Source organism: Methanolobus tindarius DSM 2278 (assembly GCF_000504205.1).
GTDB lineage: Archaea > Halobacteriota > Methanosarcinia > Methanosarcinales > Methanosarcinaceae > Methanolobus > Methanolobus tindarius.
The window spans coordinates 773,510-793,223 of record NZ_AZAJ01000001.1; the positions used below are offsets into that span (position 1 = coordinate 773,510).

At 38.4% G+C, this 19,714-nt stretch carries 14 protein-coding genes and 1 CRISPR repeat array; of the genes, 11 read left to right on the forward strand and 3 right to left on the reverse strand.

All coding sequences use genetic code 11. From position 1 onward, the window contains the following. Nucleotides 1–188: 188 nt before the first annotated feature. Entirely contained in the window at nt 189–2,435 is a 2,247-nt protein-coding gene (locus tag METTI_RS03630) for an amino acid permease (protein ID WP_048135116.1), read from the reverse strand. Between the two features lie 299 nt (nt 2,436–2,734). Here METTI_RS03630 and METTI_RS03635 point away from each other — a divergent pair, with 299 nt between their 5' ends. Next, a complete protein-coding gene (locus METTI_RS03635) occupies nt 2,735–3,922 on the forward strand; it encodes a C39 family peptidase (RefSeq protein ID WP_023844461.1) in 1,188 nt (395 codons plus the stop codon). 166 nt (nt 3,923–4,088) lie between these two features. Further along, nucleotides 4,089–5,216, forward strand: a complete 1,128-nt coding sequence (locus METTI_RS03640) for a site-specific integrase (protein WP_023844462.1) — start codon at nt 4,089–4,091, stop codon at nt 5,214–5,216. Nucleotides 5,217–5,473: 257 nt separating this feature from the next. Here the strand turns inward: METTI_RS03640 and METTI_RS03645 are convergent, their stop codons facing one another. Then, nucleotides 5,474–6,304: a MarR family transcriptional regulator gene (locus tag METTI_RS03645; protein WP_023844463.1), complete on the reverse strand. Its 831-nt coding sequence runs from the start codon at nt 6,302–6,304 to the stop codon at nt 5,474–5,476. A gap of 770 nt (nt 6,305–7,074) precedes the next feature. Here METTI_RS03645 and METTI_RS03650 point away from each other — a divergent pair. The 8 genes from METTI_RS03650 (at nt 7,075) to METTI_RS03675 (ending at nt 12,232) form a co-directional block, all read left to right on the forward strand. Continuing rightward, nucleotides 7,075–7,401, forward strand: coding sequence for a hypothetical protein (locus tag METTI_RS03650; RefSeq protein WP_023844466.1), 327 nt, complete (start codon nt 7,075–7,077; stop codon nt 7,399–7,401). Next, nucleotides 7,398–7,568 carry a hypothetical protein gene (locus METTI_RS15665; RefSeq protein WP_023844467.1) on the forward strand — a complete coding sequence of 57 codons (171 nt, stop codon included), beginning with the start codon at nt 7,398–7,400 and terminating at the stop codon, nt 7,566–7,568. The genes METTI_RS03650 and METTI_RS15665 overlap by 4 nt, the downstream gene beginning before the upstream one ends. 2 nt (nt 7,569–7,570) lie before the next feature. Continuing rightward, on the forward strand, nt 7,571–8,005 hold the full coding sequence (locus METTI_RS03655; protein ID WP_023844468.1) for a hypothetical protein: 435 nt from the start codon (nt 7,571–7,573) through the stop codon (nt 8,003–8,005). 12 nt (nt 8,006–8,017) lie between these two features. Further along, nucleotides 8,018–8,224, forward strand: a complete 207-nt coding sequence (locus METTI_RS03660) for a hypothetical protein (RefSeq protein ID WP_023844469.1) — start codon at nt 8,018–8,020, stop codon at nt 8,222–8,224. A 52-nt stretch (nt 8,225–8,276) separates the two neighbouring features. Continuing rightward, nucleotides 8,277–8,492, forward strand: coding sequence for a PD-(D/E)XK nuclease family protein (locus tag METTI_RS03665; protein ID WP_023844470.1), 216 nt, complete (start codon nt 8,277–8,279; stop codon nt 8,490–8,492). Nucleotides 8,493–8,622: 130 nt separating this feature from the next. After that, nucleotides 8,623–9,845: a CRISPR direct-repeat array (repeat unit 37 nt; unit sequence ATTCAAATGTAAGATCCATTAAAACAAGGATTGAAAT). Between the two features lie 618 nt (nt 9,846–10,463). Beyond that, nucleotides 10,464–11,546, forward strand: a complete 1,083-nt coding sequence (locus METTI_RS03670) for a hypothetical protein (RefSeq protein WP_023844471.1) — start codon at nt 10,464–10,466, stop codon at nt 11,544–11,546. A 228-nt stretch (nt 11,547–11,774) separates the two neighbouring features. Next, nucleotides 11,775–11,972: a DUF2683 family protein gene (locus METTI_RS15670; protein WP_156916235.1), complete on the forward strand. Its 198-nt coding sequence runs from the start codon at nt 11,775–11,777 to the stop codon at nt 11,970–11,972. Next, nucleotides 11,969–12,232 carry a type II toxin-antitoxin system RelE family toxin gene (locus METTI_RS03675; RefSeq protein ID WP_023844473.1) on the forward strand — a complete coding sequence of 88 codons (264 nt, stop codon included), beginning with the start codon at nt 11,969–11,971 and terminating at the stop codon, nt 12,230–12,232. The genes METTI_RS15670 and METTI_RS03675 overlap by 4 nt, the downstream gene beginning before the upstream one ends. A gap of 1 nt (nt 12,233) precedes the next feature. Here METTI_RS03675 and METTI_RS03680 read toward each other — a convergent pair whose 3' ends face one another. Beyond that, nucleotides 12,234–12,812 carry a site-specific integrase gene (locus METTI_RS03680; protein ID WP_023844474.1) on the reverse strand — a complete coding sequence of 193 codons (579 nt, stop codon included), beginning with the start codon at nt 12,810–12,812 and terminating at the stop codon, nt 12,234–12,236. Nucleotides 12,813–13,209: 397 nt separating this feature from the next. Between METTI_RS03680 and METTI_RS03685 the strand changes: the two genes are divergently transcribed. Further along, nucleotides 13,210–19,701, forward strand: a complete 6,492-nt coding sequence (locus tag METTI_RS03685; protein ID WP_169729095.1) for a toxin TcdB middle/N-terminal domain-containing protein — start codon at nt 13,210–13,212, stop codon at nt 19,699–19,701. Nucleotides 19,702–19,714: the final 13 nt, after the last annotated feature.

Consider the following 19,714-nt stretch of genomic DNA (forward strand, 5'->3'; position numbering starts at 1 on the left):
GTGATGCGTTGGCCGCATCACCGGGCTCCTCACGAGCACCCTTACATAACAGGCTTACTATATAAGCGTTGCGGACACGTGACAAAAAACACAATTACATACTGAAAAAGTAAGTGCAATTAAAGAAAATATTTGCTGAAAAAACCGACAATAATCAAGGATTTAAAAGAAAAAGAAGAGAAATGCCATCATTTTTTGATGACATCCATAAGTTTTACCCATTTTCTTGTCATTATGACTGTAGTATTCGTATTACTGATAATCTTTTCAGGGAACACACCCATAAGGAAATTTTTGAGAAACGGACGCGTGGTGGAACCAATGAATACCACATCACTTTGCTTAGCCTCATCAGAAAGTCCTTTTTCAATATTATCAGATACCACAAACTTCTCCGAGTACTGGATATCTTCAAAGAATGGTTCAAGGTTCCTGAACGCTAACTTTGCCTTCGTTTCATCCCCATCAGACGTACCTACATTGAACATAGTAACATTTGCATCCTCTGCAACTGCCAGATCCCTGGCCAGTTCTGCGGCAAGAGATGCATGCGGACCTCCTGCAGTAGGTAATAAGATGCTCTTGATGTGCCGGAGTTTCTTCTCCGGATCAAATCTGGCAACCACTACATCACAGGGTGCCTTGAGAAGCAGGGGATCAAGAGTACTTCCAAGAACAAAATCACGACGGAAAGTTCTACCCCTCCAACCCATGACAAGCATATCCGGTTTTTCCTCTTCGATAGTATCAAGAATAGAATCTGAAGCATTTCTTCCAACCTTAATAATGCCTCCAGCAGGCACGTCAACAGAAGAAATCAGCTTCCTCATCATGGACCTTCTTTCCTCAACAATATCATCTGATGCTGACAAAGGAGTCTGCTCAGGGAAAGTCAGAACTTTAAGGAAAACAATGTGACCATTTTTTTCTTTTGCAATAATATTAGCAAGATCTGAAAGATCACCTGCATTATCAATGTTCTTTATCGGAACAAGAATCTTGTACCCTTTTTCAGCAAACGGTTTTTCTTCATATACTTTCTTAATAAGCTGCTTTGAGCGCCTCTTGATTTCCTTCTCTGAATAAGAGAAATAGAAGAAAGAACCTGCAAGCACCCAGAATATGGTAATTCCCGCAATGAAAGTTGTGTCTTTGATAGATGTTATCAGATAATAACCAATAACAAGTTGAACAATTATTGCAATCACAGGAAGATAAGGAGCAAATGGCATCTTAAAAGCCCTTTTAAGGTCAGGGCGTCTGAACCTTAGTATAATCAGGACAGAATTTACCAGGATGAAAAGTATTAGGAACATTATGTTCGCTGCAGAAGCGACTGTTTCAATTGGTGCAAAGGTCATTGTTGCAATAATAAAATAGCTGAAAAGAATAGCATAGTGAGGTGTCCTTCTCTTTTCATTTATCCTGGAAAGAGCTTCCGGAAGATACCCCATTCTCCCAAGTGCAAACGCAACTCTGGAAGATGAATAAACAGTAGCATTCATGGCACTTATAGTGGAAACAAAACCACCTGCTATAATAAGGATGGAACCAAATGCCATTATCTGATCAGCAACCCGTATCATACTGAATTCACCAAGTTCTCCCAGATAGATCCAGCTTGGGCCGTCCACTTTGATGGCACCTATAAGAGCAAAAGCCACCATTATATAGACAAGAACAGCAACCCATAATGAAAGTAATACAGCTCGTGGTATATTCTTTTCAGGGTTTTTAACCTCCTCACCACTCTGGGCAATTATCTCATACCCTTCAAATGCTATGAAAGTAAGCCCCATTGCAACGAGAAGACCTCCAACTCCATTTGGTAAAAATGATGGATTTGAAAGGAATGCAACTGACCAGTCAGGTGTCAGGAATGTTCTGTAGATACCAAAGCCAGCAAAAACTACAAGGATTGCAACTTTAAACAGTGTGACGAGGCCACCAATTCGTCCACTTTCCTTTGCGCCGAGATAATTAAGATAAGCCATCAGAGTGACAATACCAAATGCAGAGACAGTCATTAAAGTAGCCTGAGAGATTCCTTCATAGTTTAAAAAGTGAATTACAAATTCTGAAAAGAAGGCACCGAATGTGACTGCATAGAGAGAACATGCTATTGTGTGGGCTGCCCAGTCAACCCAACCGGCAAGGAACCCAAAGTGATTTCCTATACCCTCCTTTACCCAGAGATAACTTCCGCCGGCTTCAGGAATTGCAGAACCGAGCTCTGCATATGCAAGTCCTGTAAAAGTTGCAACGATACCATTTAGAAGGAAGGCAAGAAGGACAGCAGGTCCGGCAATTCCAGTGGCAATACCTGTAAGAGCAAATATGCCCGCACCTATCATGCCGGCAATTCCTATCATCGTTATATCAAAAAGTGTTAAGTCTCTGCTTAAACTTACCCGAATTTCATTATCTCCTGACACATTATTTTACAAAAACAGCTTCATAGATAATATTTTCCATATAAATTTTGATTTTTACATACATTTGAAACTAAATTTAAAAATAGAACATATAAAATCAAATTGATTTCATACCTCATCATAATCACAATCAGCATATTTTCGGCATCAATAACGTATATATACCAATACACAGGATTAAAAAAATCATATCAGGTATGCAAAGATAACTTGTGCATTGTAGCATGATGTTCATAGAACGTCCTTTTGACGGATCTTAACATATGCCCTGAAAAACGAGACCAGGAGTCTACCGGAGTATGAGCGGATCGGGGGATCCATATAACACAAATAGCGTTAGCTATGCATATGCGAGCAAAGCCGTGGCAACGTTGCTTTGTATTTTGATACTGTGTACATGCAATGTCGCTTCCACAGAAGAAACAGGTATGTCACAGGGTATTGACTACTCATTAACCACAGACACAATACTGGACGTTCCATATTATAATCAGGGAAACACTAACTGGTGCCTTTATTATTGTCTTACCATGATGTTCAATTACAATGATCAGAACCTGGAAATATGGGAAATGGCAGATTATTTTGATTCAGGTTATTACGATACCTTTTCTGAGCAATACAGTTCTACAGATACAACCCTCGAGGAATATGCTGAACATATATGCTCACTGAACATCAAGAAAACAATATGGGGACTCACAATCACTGATTTTGATAACGAGACATTCAATGATCTAATCAAAAGTAACATCAACAACGGACAGCCAGTCCTCATGGCATTCCAGTACATGAATTCAGACGGAGTAAAGGAAGGCCATGCTATCCTTGCAGTAGGATACGATGAGCAGTTCATCTACCTAACAGACTCCAGTGGTGCAATCACAAAAGGAGTATTTGGAAGTGATAACGGATACATTGCAGTACCGGTGAGCTGGGAAGATTTCAATAAAAAACTTGTCAACAATATCGCACCCTCAAACATGGCATACACCATTGAAGTCATAAGCGAAGCACCTGAAAACGCAACTGAAGGTTCCATCTACATGACGGACCGCAGCGATAAAGGATTCAGTTGCCTCACATTCACCAGCAGATATGAAGATAATGACACAGGACTTTTGAGATTCGACGGCACTTACGAAAACGGATACTGCATTGTTGACAACACCAATCTGAACAGCACCAGGAAACCTGCAGAATCCGACAGCATGTCGGTCTATTTCACAGTGGCTAATCCCACATCAGAAGAAAGCAAATATACAGTAACATGCCAGCTCATCAATGTGGAAACTGGAGAATCAATTGATGTTTTTGATTATAAGACAAGTTTTGATTTAGCAGCCCACAATACAATCTCTAAAGGAGTTAATTACTCCAACCAACTATATTCTGTGGATGATGGTAGTTATAGAGTTGTAATTAGTCTTTTTGATGATGAAATGAAAGGGATTGATAATATTTGTATTGATGTGTGTTTGGGTTGAATATTAGTAGTAGATATAAAAATACTAAGAAAAATAAATATCTGAATGATTTAGAAACTGGTGCGGGAGGTGCGATTCGAACGCACGAACTCCTACGAGACAGGGTCCTAAGCCCTACTTACAGGGTCACGTAATATTTATTACTGTGTAAAGCATACTGGATAGTATGAAATATGCACCCGAGATTGAGGGAGAAAACAGGGAGATCATAGAAGACTATGCTAGGAATCTAGATCTCAATAACTTCAAGGAAACAACAATCAATACTAAGCTATGGAAAGTTTACACCTTTCTGAAATATTACGATAACAAAAATGTCAATGACATCACTAAAAAGGACATTGAGAACTATATAATCTACCGAAGAAAGAACAACAAACCAAAAACAGTTCATAATGACATCGTGGACCTAAGACTTTTCTTCAAGTGGCTAAATCCGGAAAATGACTTCTTTGACGACATCAAGTCACGATCACCAAAAAACCACTTGCCAACCAAAGAGATAATTGTTCCTGCGGATATCAAAAAACTAGTACCTACCTGCAAGACACAACGTGATAGAGCTATTGTCATGTCCTTCTGGGATAGTGCTGCAAGAGCTACTGAGATACTTAACCTGAACCTTGGACATGTAGAAATAGACAAATACGGAGCTGTGGTAGTTGTCGAAGGCAAGACAGGAATGAGAAGAATAAGACTAATTGAAGCAGTTCCAGACCTTCAAGCATGGATAAATCAGCACCCTAACAAAGATGACCCCAATGCACCCTTATTTGTCACATTCAGAAATAACGGAAAAGAACCGAAAAGGCTTGACATACGCACAGTTCAAAACATGCTAAAGACAGTAGCAAATGATGCAGGTGTAAAGAAGAATGTACACCCACATGCATTCAGGCATGGAAAGCTCACTGACCTTGTCAAGCGTGGTTTCAAAGAAACTGAACTAAGGATCATTGCAGGGTGGGAAGCAGACTCAAAAATGCCTGCCACATACATCCACCTATCAGGAGAAGATGTTGAAAAGAAGGTCCTTGCTTCTTATGGAATAATAGAAGATGAAACAAAAAAGGAAAAGCTTGAACTAAAGCCAATAGAATGCCCTAGATGTAAAAGCCTTAACCCATATGATGCAAAATATTGCAGCCATTGCTCCCTTGTGCTGGATGCTAAAACAGCCATGAGTTTAAAAGAGGATAGTGCACGAGCTGCAGATGCTTTCGCCAAGCAGATGCAAGATCCAGAGTTTATAGCCAAAGTTGTCCAGATGATGGCAGATCAAATGGAGGATTAATCCCTTTTTTTGCGCTCTCTGTTTTCTCAACTCGCAAATCATGAAATGTGCATGGTCTTACAACGAGCATTCAGAGATAAATGTTTAAACAAATAACATCTTGTTTTCATATACAATGTAGCACAAAATACTGAGGTAATCAATAATTAATCCTATACTAGATAGGATGAAAATAAACACGCAAAATATGCGTTGTGAATCTTCATGATATTTTGGCCTAGTTTGGATCCTAAATTAATTACATTGTTCTATAAGGATTAACCAAAAAGATATGGATAGTTCTTGTTCATTCTTTCAAGAATGTAAAAAAAAGGAATCCAATAATGCTGTGCATCCTGCTCAGTCGCTTCCATTCTTTTGGTAAATATACTTTCTAGAATCTCTTCGGGAACATCATAACGTAATTCAACATCTTCAATGCCAGACATGTAGCCTTCAATCCATGCCGGATAGGGACTGAACATAGAATCGTTTACATCTTCTATAATATTTCCCAAAATAACCAGTTTTGCATTTTTATCACTATTGATAAAATTTAGTACGAACTTAAATGCAAGTACATTATTACAAATAATATTCGTAAGTTGCTTTTTGTCTTCTGGAGTCAATTGATCGTCTATCTTTGCAGTTTTAAGATTACAGGTGTCACGCAGATAATCCAAATCATCTTTACCAAGAGGCGAAGTACTTTCTGCTGGCAAATAATCAAGTGTTTTTATTTTAGGTATTGAGTTGGCAAAAGTGTCTACGAGTTGATGGGCATTTGCTATGAAATGGTTCGAAGTAATAAGTTGATCAATATCGCGGAAATTTTCACAGTAAATTTTTACAAAACTATTAAAATCATCTGTTATGAAAAAATACAAGTCCATTCCGTTTTTGAAATGAGGATCTTTGTAAATTAATCCAATTTTAACTAACTGCTCGAGATGATTTGAAACACCCTTATTCTCTCTAATCTGATGTTCCACTCTTAAATATTCACGAATATCCCCTTTTTTTGCTTTTCCATCATGATTCAATAAAAATAACAAGATTTCTTTTTTAGTCTTACCTATGGGATTTGCATTTCCCCTACTTCGTGCCATAGCTTAAATAATGCATATATTGCATTTAAAGTAATGTATTATATACCCAATGGTATTATATACCTATGTATTTCACCAACCTTCAAACCATAGGGACCCTTTGTTAAAATAATCGCAATAAGCAATCAAGTAGTTTCTGTTATTAACAAATTAGTAACAAATTAGCGAGGATTGATTAATAATGGTTGAATCTGAACCAAGTGACTCGATACATAAAAACGAAACACCTATGGAATTTGTAAGGGAACACAAAGATATTCTGGAAAATCTAGCGAAGCACGGCAGTCCCATCGAGCAAGCGATGGCAAAGGCTTACATGGAACTTTATGGTGATTCCTCTGGATAGAAGCTAAAAAGAAGAAAAAGCAAGATTTCTATTTTCTTAAAGGTTACAAAATGTCATCAATTTCTACGATTTCAATATATCCTACCTTTTTATTACCGTAGTTGAAAGCTATCTTAATTTCTCTATAGGATTTCTGATTACTACCCATAACATTACCTGTGTCTCTTCACTTGTATTCCCTTCCCGCGGACTTAAGAGCTTAGCAGATGCCTGAAATAGAGAAAAGAAAAGTTCAACAAGAATCTAGATACTGGGCATATTTTCTGACATTCCAATATCGCCATACAAAATTAACCTAGATGGTATCAAAGTTACAACTTCTATTGATCCATACCTGAAATCATCCTTTGAAGCTACAAGATCCATTCACAACAAATCATTCTCAGAGGTTTTAGAAGAAAGGATCAGGCAGATCCTGGAAGAAGTGTCTCCCCTGGATGCTGTCAGACTTACTATTTCCCAGAGAGAGCAGGAACTTTCCGAGCTGAGATCCAAGCTTGCTGAGCTGGAAGTCCTGGAACAGCAGAAGAAGGCCAGCAGGAAAGAGGAAAAGACAGACAGATTAGACGAATATCTTCAGGATTTCAGGAAACAGAGATTCCGGCAACATGTAGATTCCGCCGTAAAAATGCTTAGAAATGGATCACAACCCAATTGGAAGAACATGGCTCCACTATACCAGTTTTCCAATGTGAACGACTTCAAGAAATGGTATTTTGAAACGATGAGAGAGGAGGGGATTGTCATATGACATTACTCTCCTTACTCAGGGGCTTAGTGGATATCACTAAATTCATTTTAGCGGCAGTCTTCCTGGTTTTCATTGCAAGGAATTATGACTGGCTGCAGAACGAAACCGTGACAGTCCCGGTGGGATCTGTTCTCATGCTGATCGGTTATTCGCTCCTGAGGCAGTAAAAATGACGTGGAAATGCAAGTTTTGCAATGAGGAATTCACCAGGTACGGTGATATTGTCCGGCACCTGAGGACCTGCAGACACAGGCCTGTAGAGATAAAGGACAGGTACGAAGAGGTTGATCTGGATCCTGAAACATGCGGATCCTGCAAGTATGATGCTTTACAGGCTGATGAGTTCCCCTGCAGAATGAATCGTTCAGGAGGAAACAGGAATGAGCAGATTGAAACCCGTTGTCCCTGTGGCAAAGAAGTGCAAATGGTAGATGTCGATAAAAAGATAACATGGTATTGTCCAGAATGTGCTTCCGAGGTAAAATATGATCCCGATACCGGAAAGATTTCAAAAGTAGAAAGAATGGGGATTGTTAAACAATGGTTAATCATGCTTGTTATTGTTTTTGCTGCTTTTGTAATTTCAATTATCCTCTGTAACTAAGGAGAACGGAACATGTGGAAGTGTAATCATTGCGGTCATGCAAACTGGATGAAGCTTGACAGAGACCAGAAAGATACATGCAGCAACTGTGGAAAGCTGCGGATCAGGAGCAGAGTAAAGAGTTCTTCTATTTCCAACAAAGACGGTGGCTATTTTCATTTCATCACTGATCCATGGAATAGATACTGGAGCAGGAAGGCAGAAAATGAAATACGATAGAAATAGGTGAAGTCATGCAAAACCCATTACGTAAGTATATTCTAACGATTCTATGGGAACATTATACGGGTCTGACAGCTCAGGAAAAAAGGTCAATAAAGGATATATTTGTTACACTAGCATCAATAGTCTTGTAAAGGAATTGGAAATCACTCCGTTAGATTTCACTAAGACAATACATATCATCAATGGCATACTTGAGATTATAGATAAAGGCAAGCACCCTAAAGCAACAGGATTCGGAAATAAATACATTGACTGCTGCTAGAGGAACATCTGCGCATAGCACTATTTTCTTATATTTTTAAACCATTTGATAATTGTGCAGCAAGAATGTACATGCTGTAAAAGGAAGCTTTATAGGCAATGTCAAGGCAAAATACGGAAATATTTGCGCTATTCAAATGTAAGATCCATTAAAACAAGGATTGAAATATTTAGCTACTGGATACATCAGCCGCCGACCTGTGCAAATTCAAATGTAAGATCCATTAAAACAAGGATTGAAATCACTTCCTTTGTTATGGGGAACCTGCAGGTTCTTCCATTCAAATGTAAGATCCATTAAAACAAGGATTGAAATCTATGAAAGATTCATAATCTGTCGTTCCGAATTGGCATTCAAATGTAAGATCCATTAAAACAAGGATTGAAATTATTTCCACCACCATCTACTGGCCACTGTGTTTTAAATTCAAATGTAAGATCCATTAAAACAAGGATTGAAATTCAATAGCATATACTGTTCTTGTGCTATCAGAATAAAATTCAAATGTAAGATCCATTAAAACAAGGATTGAAATCCCGATGAAGATATAGAAGGCGTGAGAATTCCAAAGAATTCAAATGTAAGATCCATTAAAACAAGGATTGAAATTGATTCTACCGTCTGGTGTTATACAATGCGTGATTTTTGATTCAAATGTAAGATCCATTAAAACAAGGATTGAAATCTTATATTTCTTATTCCTTCATGCAATGCGGACTCTAAATTCAAATGTAAGATCCATTAAAACAAGGATTGAAATTACATGTAAAGTCAAGACCTGTCAATATGGGTCTTATTCAAATGTAAGATCCATTAAAACAAGGATTGAAATAAATTGAAGATGACAATCAGAACACAATTATACGACAGTACCAGGATTCAAATGTAAGATCCATTAAAACAAGGATTGAAATAATGTATAAGTTTTATTTTCGGTAACAGTAAAAACGATTCAAATGTAAGATCCATTAAAACAAGGATTGAAATATAGGACTTGGTGTTGCATTCTGCTGCTCTATTTCATTCAAATGTAAGATCCATTAAAACAAGGATTGAAATTTAACCATCCTGTCTTCCTCACTGAAGTTTGCAGAGATGATTCAAATGTAAGATCCATTAAAACAAGGATTGAAATATGAACCAGCAAAATTCCAGTATCCGCCGCTTTCAGATTCAAATGTAAGATCCATTAAAACAAGGATTGAAATCTCGTTTAAGTGGTGGGAAATAATGAAAAAAATTATTCAAATGTAAGATCCATTAAAACAAGGATTGAAACTCTTGAATACCATCATCCGTAAAGTGAGTTTTCCTGAATTCAAATGCAAGCTCCATTAAAATAAGGATTGAATTCATATCACGGATATGGGTTTTTATAATATAGAATTGAAGTGCAATATCCAGCAAAATAAGGATTGAAACAGATAATCTCCCATATCATCAATTGCCCACGTCCAGTTGAGAAATCATTTCCACTAAAACAAGGATTGAAGCCAAACATACTGATAAGTTGGATAACCAGAAACCACTATTGAAGTGTAATATCCATTAAAATAAGGATTAAACTGTGAATGACTTTCCAAGAGTTATGTCCAATTCAAAGTTACCATAAAATCGAGCGTCATCCACTATAACAAGGATTGAAACACATAATGCGGTGTGATATATGTCGGTGCGTTCTCATTGAAAACCAACATCCACAAAAACAAGGATTTCAATCAGTGTTCAGTCACATAACGAGCCAAAGGGACTGTATTGAATATTACTATCCATTAAAATAAGGATTGAAACAATATCTCAAATGCCCTACCTTGGGAAGCAATATAGTTGCAAAAGTACTTCCAATAAAACAAGGATTGAACCTCCAAACTATATAAAATCCCCCTGTGACACAAGACATATTAAAAAGCAAAATCCACTAAAATAAGGCTATCACAAACCTAATCAGTCGGAAAATTCAGATACACTTTCATGACAAAAAAAAGCAGAAAGTCCAGGCAGAATGTGTCACTTGAAAGTGCAATATTGAAACATTCCAGGAGATCTCCCTGGTCAAAAGATCTCGATCATGCTCTGACTGCTATGAATACCTTTACACCTGACGACCAGGAAGGATTGAACAAATGGTATGCTCAGCCAAACAGGTATGATATCATCGGAATTGATGATAACCCTGGCAAACAGTTCTACTCACCAAAGAAAACCAGAAGATCCCAGAAACAAAGAGTTCCACCAATCACACCAAGATCTGCTCTTGCAAAGAAGAACAAGAAAAGCAGTGAATGGGATGTGATCTCTCCTAATCCTAAATTGCCAAAGGAACTTAACAGATCAGCCGGGAACTTTTCTTCGCACGAACTGGATATCCTGCAGAACAGAGTGACCTATGGAATTGAAACCCGAAGAGGAGCTGCAGGTTTTCATATCTATGATGAAAAGACAAATACCAGTCAGATTCGGATATCTGGAAGTTACTTGCGTGACAAGAATGAAGCCAACGATGTCCTCACTCATGAGATGATCCATGCATTAAGGGCAATGGACACTCGCAGGAAAGGAATGCTTGAGCGATACACGTACATTGGCGCAGACAAGGATCTGGAAGAAGCTGCAACCCACAGTGAGACTACTGCCCGGATGAGAAAGGATGAGCTTCCGTTTGTGAAGAATCCATCATACTATTCCAGGGTCCGGGATCCGAAATATCCTGACAGCAGACTTGAAGATAAGAAGACATTAACCGGGAACAAGCAGCATGTAACTGGTGAACCGGTTTTCAAAGCAATGGAAGATAATTTCTGGAACACTCATTTAAGCCAAATGGCAAACCGCTGGAGAGGCCATGGATTCACCGGTAGGGAGGAGCTGGTGGATCAGTACTTCAAGGTCCAGGACAAAAAGACAAAACAGGTTCAGTATGTTCATGCCTACAATCCTTCCATGGATATGTCTGAGAATCAGACAGCTCAGCAAGTTGAGCAGTTGGATGGAATCAAAGGTGATGATATCGTTTGGGCATATCATGACGGCAGAATCTCGAAGGTGATAAGGTGAACAGAGTTTGTGTTAAATGCAGATGCATCATTGACCAAGACAGGGTGATGAAATGTCCTCAATGCGGTGGAAAACTGAAAACTTTTAATCCGGAGGAGCATCAGGGCTATAATACGATGGATGTTGAACCTGATTGGAGATAATTGGAGCTTAATGCTTTATTTTGGAGAGATATGAGTCTTCCCGGTATCAACATTCTTATATATCTACAGCTCAAAATACTCTCTTATGAGGAGTAATCATACTACCATTCGAAGAATGAGCAGTAAAAAAACATCTGGTATCAGAAAAACGACTTATCCTCCTGAAGAACGTTTGGATCCTGAATTCATCAAAGAAGTGGAGCAGAGTATACAAGACGTTAAAGATGGAAAATGTACTAAATACGATTCATTCGAAGACTTGTTTGCAAGCTATGAAGAATGACATATCAAGTAATCACAACTTCTGATTTTGAGAAGAGTACAAAAAGTCTTTTCAAGAAAGATCCTGTACTCTACAATCGTTTCAAGAAAGCGGCTCTAAGTATTCGTGAGAATCCTGAATGTGGCAAACCTTTACGTAATGTACTCAAAGGATATCGCAGGGTTCATGTTGGTTCTTTTGTTTTGATTTATGAAGTAGACAATACTAGTGAGATCATTACTCTTTTAAGTTTCATTCATCACGACAAAGCCTATAAGTGAGTTAGATCCACCCTGCCAGCCTTCTCCGTATCTCAACTTTTTCAGCTTCCGTAAAAGGCAATCCCTGGTAATGGTTCATCGATGTCAGTTTATCGTGTCCCTGGCGAAGACAGATTATGTTCAGCGGGACTCCTGCAGCAACCATCCAGGACTCTATACTTTTCCTAGTTGTCTTGCTGCTTAGGCCTTTAAGATCCAGATCAGATCTTTCACCCCATCTTAACAGATTCTCATTCCAGGTTGACTGTGAAGGCGGCTGCTTATTTTTGAAAAAATAGTTCAGGACATTCTCCAGATGTGGAGGAATAGGATGTATGTATCTTTCCAGTTGCTTTCTTTTAGCCTTCTTCTGGGCTTCTTCAGGCAGGTGTATTATCTTGCGGATCTTCAGCCACCATTCCGGATGAGCGTGCAGTCTCTGGACCTCCACATAACGCATCCCTGACCAGAAGCAAACATCAAAAATGGTAGTAAGATAATCCTTGTTAATTGAGTCCCTGAAGATATCCAGCTCATAGGGTCCTAAGATCCGTGTGTCATTTACCCTGATCGGCTCGATTTTTCCATGTGGTTTTGACAAAATGACATGTTTTTACATCCTTTTGCTTGAAGATCTGGCAGACAATTGCATGAATTAACATCAAATCATGTGATTATAACACAAAATGACAGGGCATTCTATTCAGCAGGAAGATGGTACCTGTAATTATACTATAAAATAACAGGGTGGTTTATTCTGCAGATGAAGATTATCCTGTTTTATTTCAATTTAGTAGTATTAACACTACACATAAATAGTGGTTATTTATTATAATACTAAATTTATATTTGCTACATTACAAATTCTATATATAAATAGTAAATTATATCTAGAAGTATGTTATATACAGTCTAAACTATTATATATGGGAATTAATATGATTAACAGAAGTCAAGGCTGGATTCAAAAAATAATTGCTGTATTTATGATTTTTATTTTGTTAACACCAAATGTATATTGTTTAGAAGATGAAAACTCATATGAAAGTGAAAACATTGATTCCAATAGTGAACAGGTTGCAACTCAAGATTCTTCTTCAGACGACACTGACAATGATGACACTACATTTGCAAGCTCATCACAATCAGATACATCAGATACTATAGTAACTTTAAGTTCTACATATACTCCTTCGGCTATATCAAGTCCTTCGTTGGTGGAAACTACTACTTATCTCAACCCTAGTTTTGAACACGATAACGACTATTTTGATACTGACATGTTCACGGGTTCTTTTGCGTATACATATCCCATTGAGACAGTAAAAGGAATTGGTGGAATGGAACCACAAATTTCCTTGAGATATAATAGTATGATGGCCAAAGAGCCTTATGGTATGACAGGAAACGGGTGGTACATAAGTGAATATTATATTATGAGAGATGTGCGTTCCACCCCATTAGACACTGATGATGATCGGTTTGTACTTGATATGAACGGAGCAATGTATAATCTTGTGGAGGTAAATGGTTCCTATTATACTGAAACTGAAGTCTTCATGAAAATATCAAGGGAAGTAGGTGGTAGTAACACATTTGGAAATTACTGGTTTGTCACACTTTCGGATGGTACACAGTATAGGTTTGGTTATAATAATGAGTCGGAGCAGGTAAATTCAATTGATTCCCGAAATTATGTGAGCAAATGGTGGTTAGATTCCATTGAAGATGTTAATGGAAACCAGATTATGTATCATTATTCGGAAGATCCTGTGGGTGAAGAGAGTTATACATACCCAACTTCAATTAACTACAATAATAATATTTCACAGATTAGTTTTGGATATACTGATAAACCAAATATATTTACATTATATGAGCAGGGTAACAAAGTTCAAGGTAAACAAGTACTTTCTAATATTACAGTAAAGAGCAATAACACGTTTTTGTGGCTCTATGATCTGGAGTACCAGTCGGTTGGCTCCCAGTTATTGTTGGAAACAATTGGAAAGAAAACTCCAAATCAGGCTTTTCCAGATACGGTTTTCGAGTATGGTTCAGGAAATACTGGCTGGCTGTCTAATTATTCATGGAAATCTCCTGTTAGTCTAATTGGCAATCAGGACGGGGATAATGGTGTTCGGTTTATAGATGTCAATGGAGATGGGTTAACTGATATTTTGAAAGGTGTGACAAAATATCAGTATGACAAAAATCATTATCGTGAGGCGTGGTTAAACACTGGTAGTGGCTGGGAAGCTGCTAGTTCCTGGGAACCTCCCACCTCATTTATACAAAACAATTATGATTCCTCTGGTCATCTTACTGACACCATTGATTTAGGTGTTCGTTTTGCTGATGTAAATGGTGATGGACTTATTGACATTTTGCGAGGTAACAGTGATGATAAAGCTTGGCTGAATACCGGTAGTGGGTGGGCACGTGATTATTCGTGGGAACCTCCTATTCGATTTGATCGTTTTGATGTTCGTCTTGTGGATGTTGACGGCGATGGACTTGTTGACCTTATAGACAATGAAGATGATGATGTCTGGATAAATACAGGTAGTAATTGGGATGTTTCTAATTCTTGGACCCTTCCTGTTAGTTTAATGACTCATGATGTAGACTGTGGTGTCCGGTTTATGGATGTGAATGGTGATGGACTAATTGATATTTTGAAAGGTTTAACAATTTATAATACCGACAATAATCACTATTATGGAGCTTGGTTAAATAATGGTAGTGGCTGGGAAGTTGCCGATTCATGGGAACCTCCGATTACATTTGTAAAAAATAGCTACTACTCTGGAGATCTCATTAGTAGTACAGATTTGGGTGTTCGCTTTGCTGATGTTAATGGAGATGGGCTAGTTGACATTTTGCGAGGTAACGACTTTGAAAAAGCTTGGTTAAACAATGGTAATGGATGGGTGCGTGACTATTCTTGGGTACCACCTATTCGATTTGATCAAACTGATGTTCGTCTTGTAGATGTTAATGGTGATGGTTTTGTTGATATTGTGGACGATGATGAAGATACCTTGGTCAATATCTGCAACACACCCATTTTTCTCAAGGAAATCCAACATTCAAATGGTGCAATTACAACTGTAAAATATACTCCTTCGACTAAGTTTGATAATACAGGTGATGACACTATCTCGGATTTACCAAGCGTAGTGTGGGTTGTAAATCAAGTGACAAAAGATAATGGGATGTCTGCTTCAGTTGGTATTGTTTCTATCACTGATTATACATACAAAAACGGAATGCAGCATTTTAATCCATCTGAAAAAATAGAGTTCAGAGGATTTGGTGAAGTTACTGCTGAGAATAATTATTCAATAACAAAGCACTCCTTCCTGCAAGATGATGTTCTTAAAGGAATTGAAAACCATACTGAAATATGGGATAAAAATGGAAATCTTTATAGCAGTTTTGACATGGAATACAGTATCCAGGAACTTAATTCCAATGTAAATCTTATTTTGCTTGAAAATGAGTCAAGTATACTGTTTGATGGTCTTACACAGAGTTTAAATGACTCCATAGGCTGGTCTTCTTACAAGGAATATGATGAATACGATGACTATGGAAATCCGCTTTCTGTCACAGAATACGGAGACGTGGATGTTACAGGTGATGAAAGATATCTCCATTACGAATATGTGAATGATGAGGATGACTGGATACTCGGTAAAGTGACTCATGAATGGTTGGAAACTTATAATCATGACAACTGTAGTGAATCATGGTACTTCTATGATGATACTGAGGATAATAGTGATCTTGACAAGGGATTACTGACTAAAGTTGTCTCTTGGAATAATAATGGGTATAACCCGTCTGTTCAATATGCCTATGATACTTATGGAAACATAATAGAGATTACAGATGCAAAAGGTTCTTCACAGACTATAGAATACGATGATAACAATATTTATCCGATATCTATAGAGAATTCTCTAGGGCAAAAAGAGTACTATGAATACAATGATCTTGGTAGGATTACAAAGATAACAGATAGTAATGGTGTTTCTACTGATTATGTCTATGATAACCTTCACAGGATTTCTAAGGTGATTAAGCCTTATAGTGATGAAAATTCGCCGTCTATTGAATATACATATGATTTTGATGGTGTGGCTCCAGAAAGTATAGAATGCCGGGTAATTGATATGGATGAACTTTTTGATGGTGATGGTACAGAAGCAAATCCATACAAAATTTATGATATATATGATCTGCAGGCAATGAACAATGATCTTTCAGCACACTATATTCTGATGGACGATGTTGATGCAAGTGAAACGGTTTTATGGAATCAAGGCAACGGTTTTGCTCCAATATATTCTTTTGAAGGAACATTAGATGGACAGGGATATAGTATATCTAATCTTTATATACATTTAACATCAGGTGATTATGTTGGGCTATTTGGAAGTGTTAATGGGGGCACTATTAAAAATGTATCTTTACTAGAAGCAAGCATTACATGTTATAGGTATGGTGGAGTTATTGCTGGTATTGTTAACAGTGGTAGTACAATATCAAAGTGTCATGCATCTGGAACAATATCATGTACTGGCTATTGCACAGGCGGGATTACAGGAATTAATGATGGAAATATATCCAATTCTTTTTCAGATGTGATTGTTGTAGATAGTCCTGAAATTACGTACTATAATGGAGGTCTTGTTGGTTTTAATGCAGGAACAGTTGAGTACTGTTATTCTATTGGGGTAGTTGATGCTTCTCCAGGTTTTAGTGTTGGAGGGTTGATAGGGGGAAACTCAGGTGAAGTATCATATTCTTATTATAATTCAGACACATCAGGGCAGTTTGATACAGGGAAAGGTATACCCAAAACAACATCTGAAATGCAGATACAATCAACGTATGAAGAATGGGATTTTGATGATATATGGATGATGGAAGTTTATCCTAAATTAAAATTTACGTTAACACAATCTATCGTTACAAATCCTGGGATTTACAAATCCATAGAATCATATGATGGCTTTGGTCAAGTCAACCAAAGAAAATACGAAGGAGAAGAAGAATGGATTTCCCAAAACACCACCTACAACGAAATTGGCTTAGTATCAAGCAATGAAATTCCACATTTCATAAGTGAAGCTGGTCAGTCTATTACCTACCAATACGACCCAATAGGAAGACAAACTATCATCACTAACACCGACAATACTACACTGAGATATCATTACGATCTTGAGAACACCACCATCACCAACCAGAATGACGTTAACAAGACTCTCACAAGTGATACTTACGGCAACATTGTGGAGGTGTGTGAGTTCAATGAGAATGACACCTATATAACTGGATACGAATACGATGCCCTGAACAATCTCATCAAGATAACACCGGGTCTCAACCAGCCCACAACTCCGCCGAGTGTCTACTTCACCTACGACTCCCTCGGCCGCAAAATAGCCATGAACGACCCTGACATGGGTAACTGGACCTATGAGTACGACCTGAATGGTAATCTCATCAACCAGACCGATGCACGTGGAATTTCAACGTTGCTTAGCTATGATGCTCTGGACAGGCTTACTGCGATAGATTACCCCAATGATGAGGATGTCAGTTTCACATATGATCTACAGTATAATGGCACACTTTCCCAGGTTACCAGAGGAAATGTTTCTTCATCCTATGAGTACGACCAGCGCTACAGGGCCCTGAATGAAACGACGGCGTTGGACGGAACAGGTTACACCACGTCCTATGAATATGACAGTATGGACAGGGTCACTAGGATTACTTATCCTGACGCTGCGAGCGTCAACCTGACCTACAACGCTCAGACCCTGCTGGAGAGTGTTGAAGGCGTGGTTGACAACCTTGACTACAACGCAAGGAACCAGATCACTACAAAGGAACTTTCCAATGGCGTGAATACTACCTACACCTACGATAGACAGAAGCTCCTGCTGGACAGAATCCACACCGAAAGCCTTCAGGACCTTAACTACGAGTTCGATAACGTCGGAAACATCCTTGAGATTGAGGATGATGTGATGGATTCCGTGAAGACTTACGGGTACGACGATCTTGACAGGCTGACAAGTGCAGACATGTCGGTCAATAGTGTCCCGACTTACCAGAGAGATTTCACCTATGATCTGTACGGATGCATCAGGCAGGTAGACGAGAACAGTGTCACGATATCCTCCTACGAATACAATCTGACACCTTTCCACGCTCCTGTGACCCATAACGGCAACGATCTCGTTTATGATGCCAACGGAAACCTGGTTGAAGATGAGGATTTCACCTACGTCTACAACGATGCTAACCAGTTGAGCGAGGTCCGCTATTCTGGAAATAATTCACTCGTTGAAAAGTACTGGTACGATGCAAACGGTCAGAGAGTTAAGAAACAGAACTCCGCCGGTGAGTTAACCTACTACGTCAACAAGTTCTATGAGATTGAGAACGGTACTGCCACCAGCTACTTCTTCCGCGACGCTGAGCGCATAGCCAAGCAGACAGATGAGGGTATGGAATGGTATCTATCAGATCATCTCGGAAGTACTTCCTTGATGGTTGATGAAGATGGTCTTGAGGTTGAACGTACCGAGTATTATCCATATGGTGAGGTGCAGTCCGGTGGGCTGGAGAAGTACGGTTTCACCGGTAAGGAGAATGATGCTGATACTGGGCTGACGTACTATGGTGCTAGGTATTACTCACCGGAGTATAGGATTTTTGTGCAGCCTGATATGATGCTGCCTGAAATATACAATCCACAGGCTTTGAATCGTTATTCATATTGTCTGACTAATCCCGTGAAATATAATGATCCAAGTGGTAATGTTCCTCAATTGGTTGCTGCTGGTGTTATTATTAAAATCGGTTCAGCTGCGATAGACTATGGATGGACTGCATATAATATCAAGAATGACTTAGATGTAATAGATGATCCTAATGCTGCTACACTTGATAAACAATATGCAGCAGTGGACATGACTTTGGCTCTTGTTTTTGAAGCAGCAGAACCCGACGAGCTACTACCAATAAACCTTCCATTAGATGATATTACACGAAAGGTGGCAATGAAGCCTCTTGGGAAAATATTAAAAAATAAGTATTGGGATAATGTGTTAGAAACTGCTGCAAAGAATGCAGGCAAGCGCGGAAAGATTGATCCACAAAAGGTAAGGTATACTCAAGATGATATTGGAAGATATTTCAAGAATCGAGAGGAAGGGACTGTATATGAGTTAATAGAGGGATTAAAAAATGGGAATATAGATCCTTCTGACATTCCTCCTATTCGAATTTATGAGATGGATGGGAAAATTTATTCCATTGATAATAGACGTTTGTACGCCTTTAAAGAAGCTGACATAAATATTCGATATGTATATGCAACTCCAAAAGATTTGAAAACGGCTATGCATAACGACAAATTTTCATCAATTAATGATGGACTAAGTATTGTAGTTCGAAATTAAAATGGGGATTATT

Excerpts from the sequence above, each read along its gene's own strand:
- METTI_RS03665 (WP_023844470.1), top strand. The coding sequence starts at position 8,277 with ATGGGAACATTATACGGGTCTGACAGCTCAGGAAAAAAGGTCAATAAA.
- METTI_RS03675 (WP_023844473.1), top strand. The coding sequence starts at position 11,969 with ATGACATATCAAGTAATCACAACTTCTGATTTTGAGAAGAGTACAAAA.
- METTI_RS15670 (WP_156916235.1), top strand. The coding sequence starts at position 11,775 with ATGAGGAGTAATCATACTACCATTCGAAGAATGAGCAGTAAAAAAACA.
- METTI_RS03660 (WP_023844469.1), top strand. The coding sequence starts at position 8,018 with ATGTGGAAGTGTAATCATTGCGGTCATGCAAACTGGATGAAGCTTGAC.
- METTI_RS15665 (WP_023844467.1), top strand. The coding sequence starts at position 7,398 with ATGACATTACTCTCCTTACTCAGGGGCTTAGTGGATATCACTAAATTC.
- METTI_RS03670 (WP_023844471.1), top strand. The coding sequence starts at position 10,464 with ATGACAAAAAAAAGCAGAAAGTCCAGGCAGAATGTGTCACTTGAAAGT.
- METTI_RS03635 (WP_023844461.1), top strand. The coding sequence starts at position 2,735 with ATGAGCGGATCGGGGGATCCATATAACACAAATAGCGTTAGCTATGCA.
- METTI_RS03640 (WP_023844462.1), top strand. The coding sequence starts at position 4,089 with ATGAAATATGCACCCGAGATTGAGGGAGAAAACAGGGAGATCATAGAA.
- METTI_RS03645 (WP_023844463.1), bottom strand. The coding sequence starts at position 6,304 with ATGGCACGAAGTAGGGGAAATGCAAATCCCATAGGTAAGACTAAAAAA.
- METTI_RS03655 (WP_023844468.1), top strand. The coding sequence starts at position 7,571 with ATGACGTGGAAATGCAAGTTTTGCAATGAGGAATTCACCAGGTACGGT.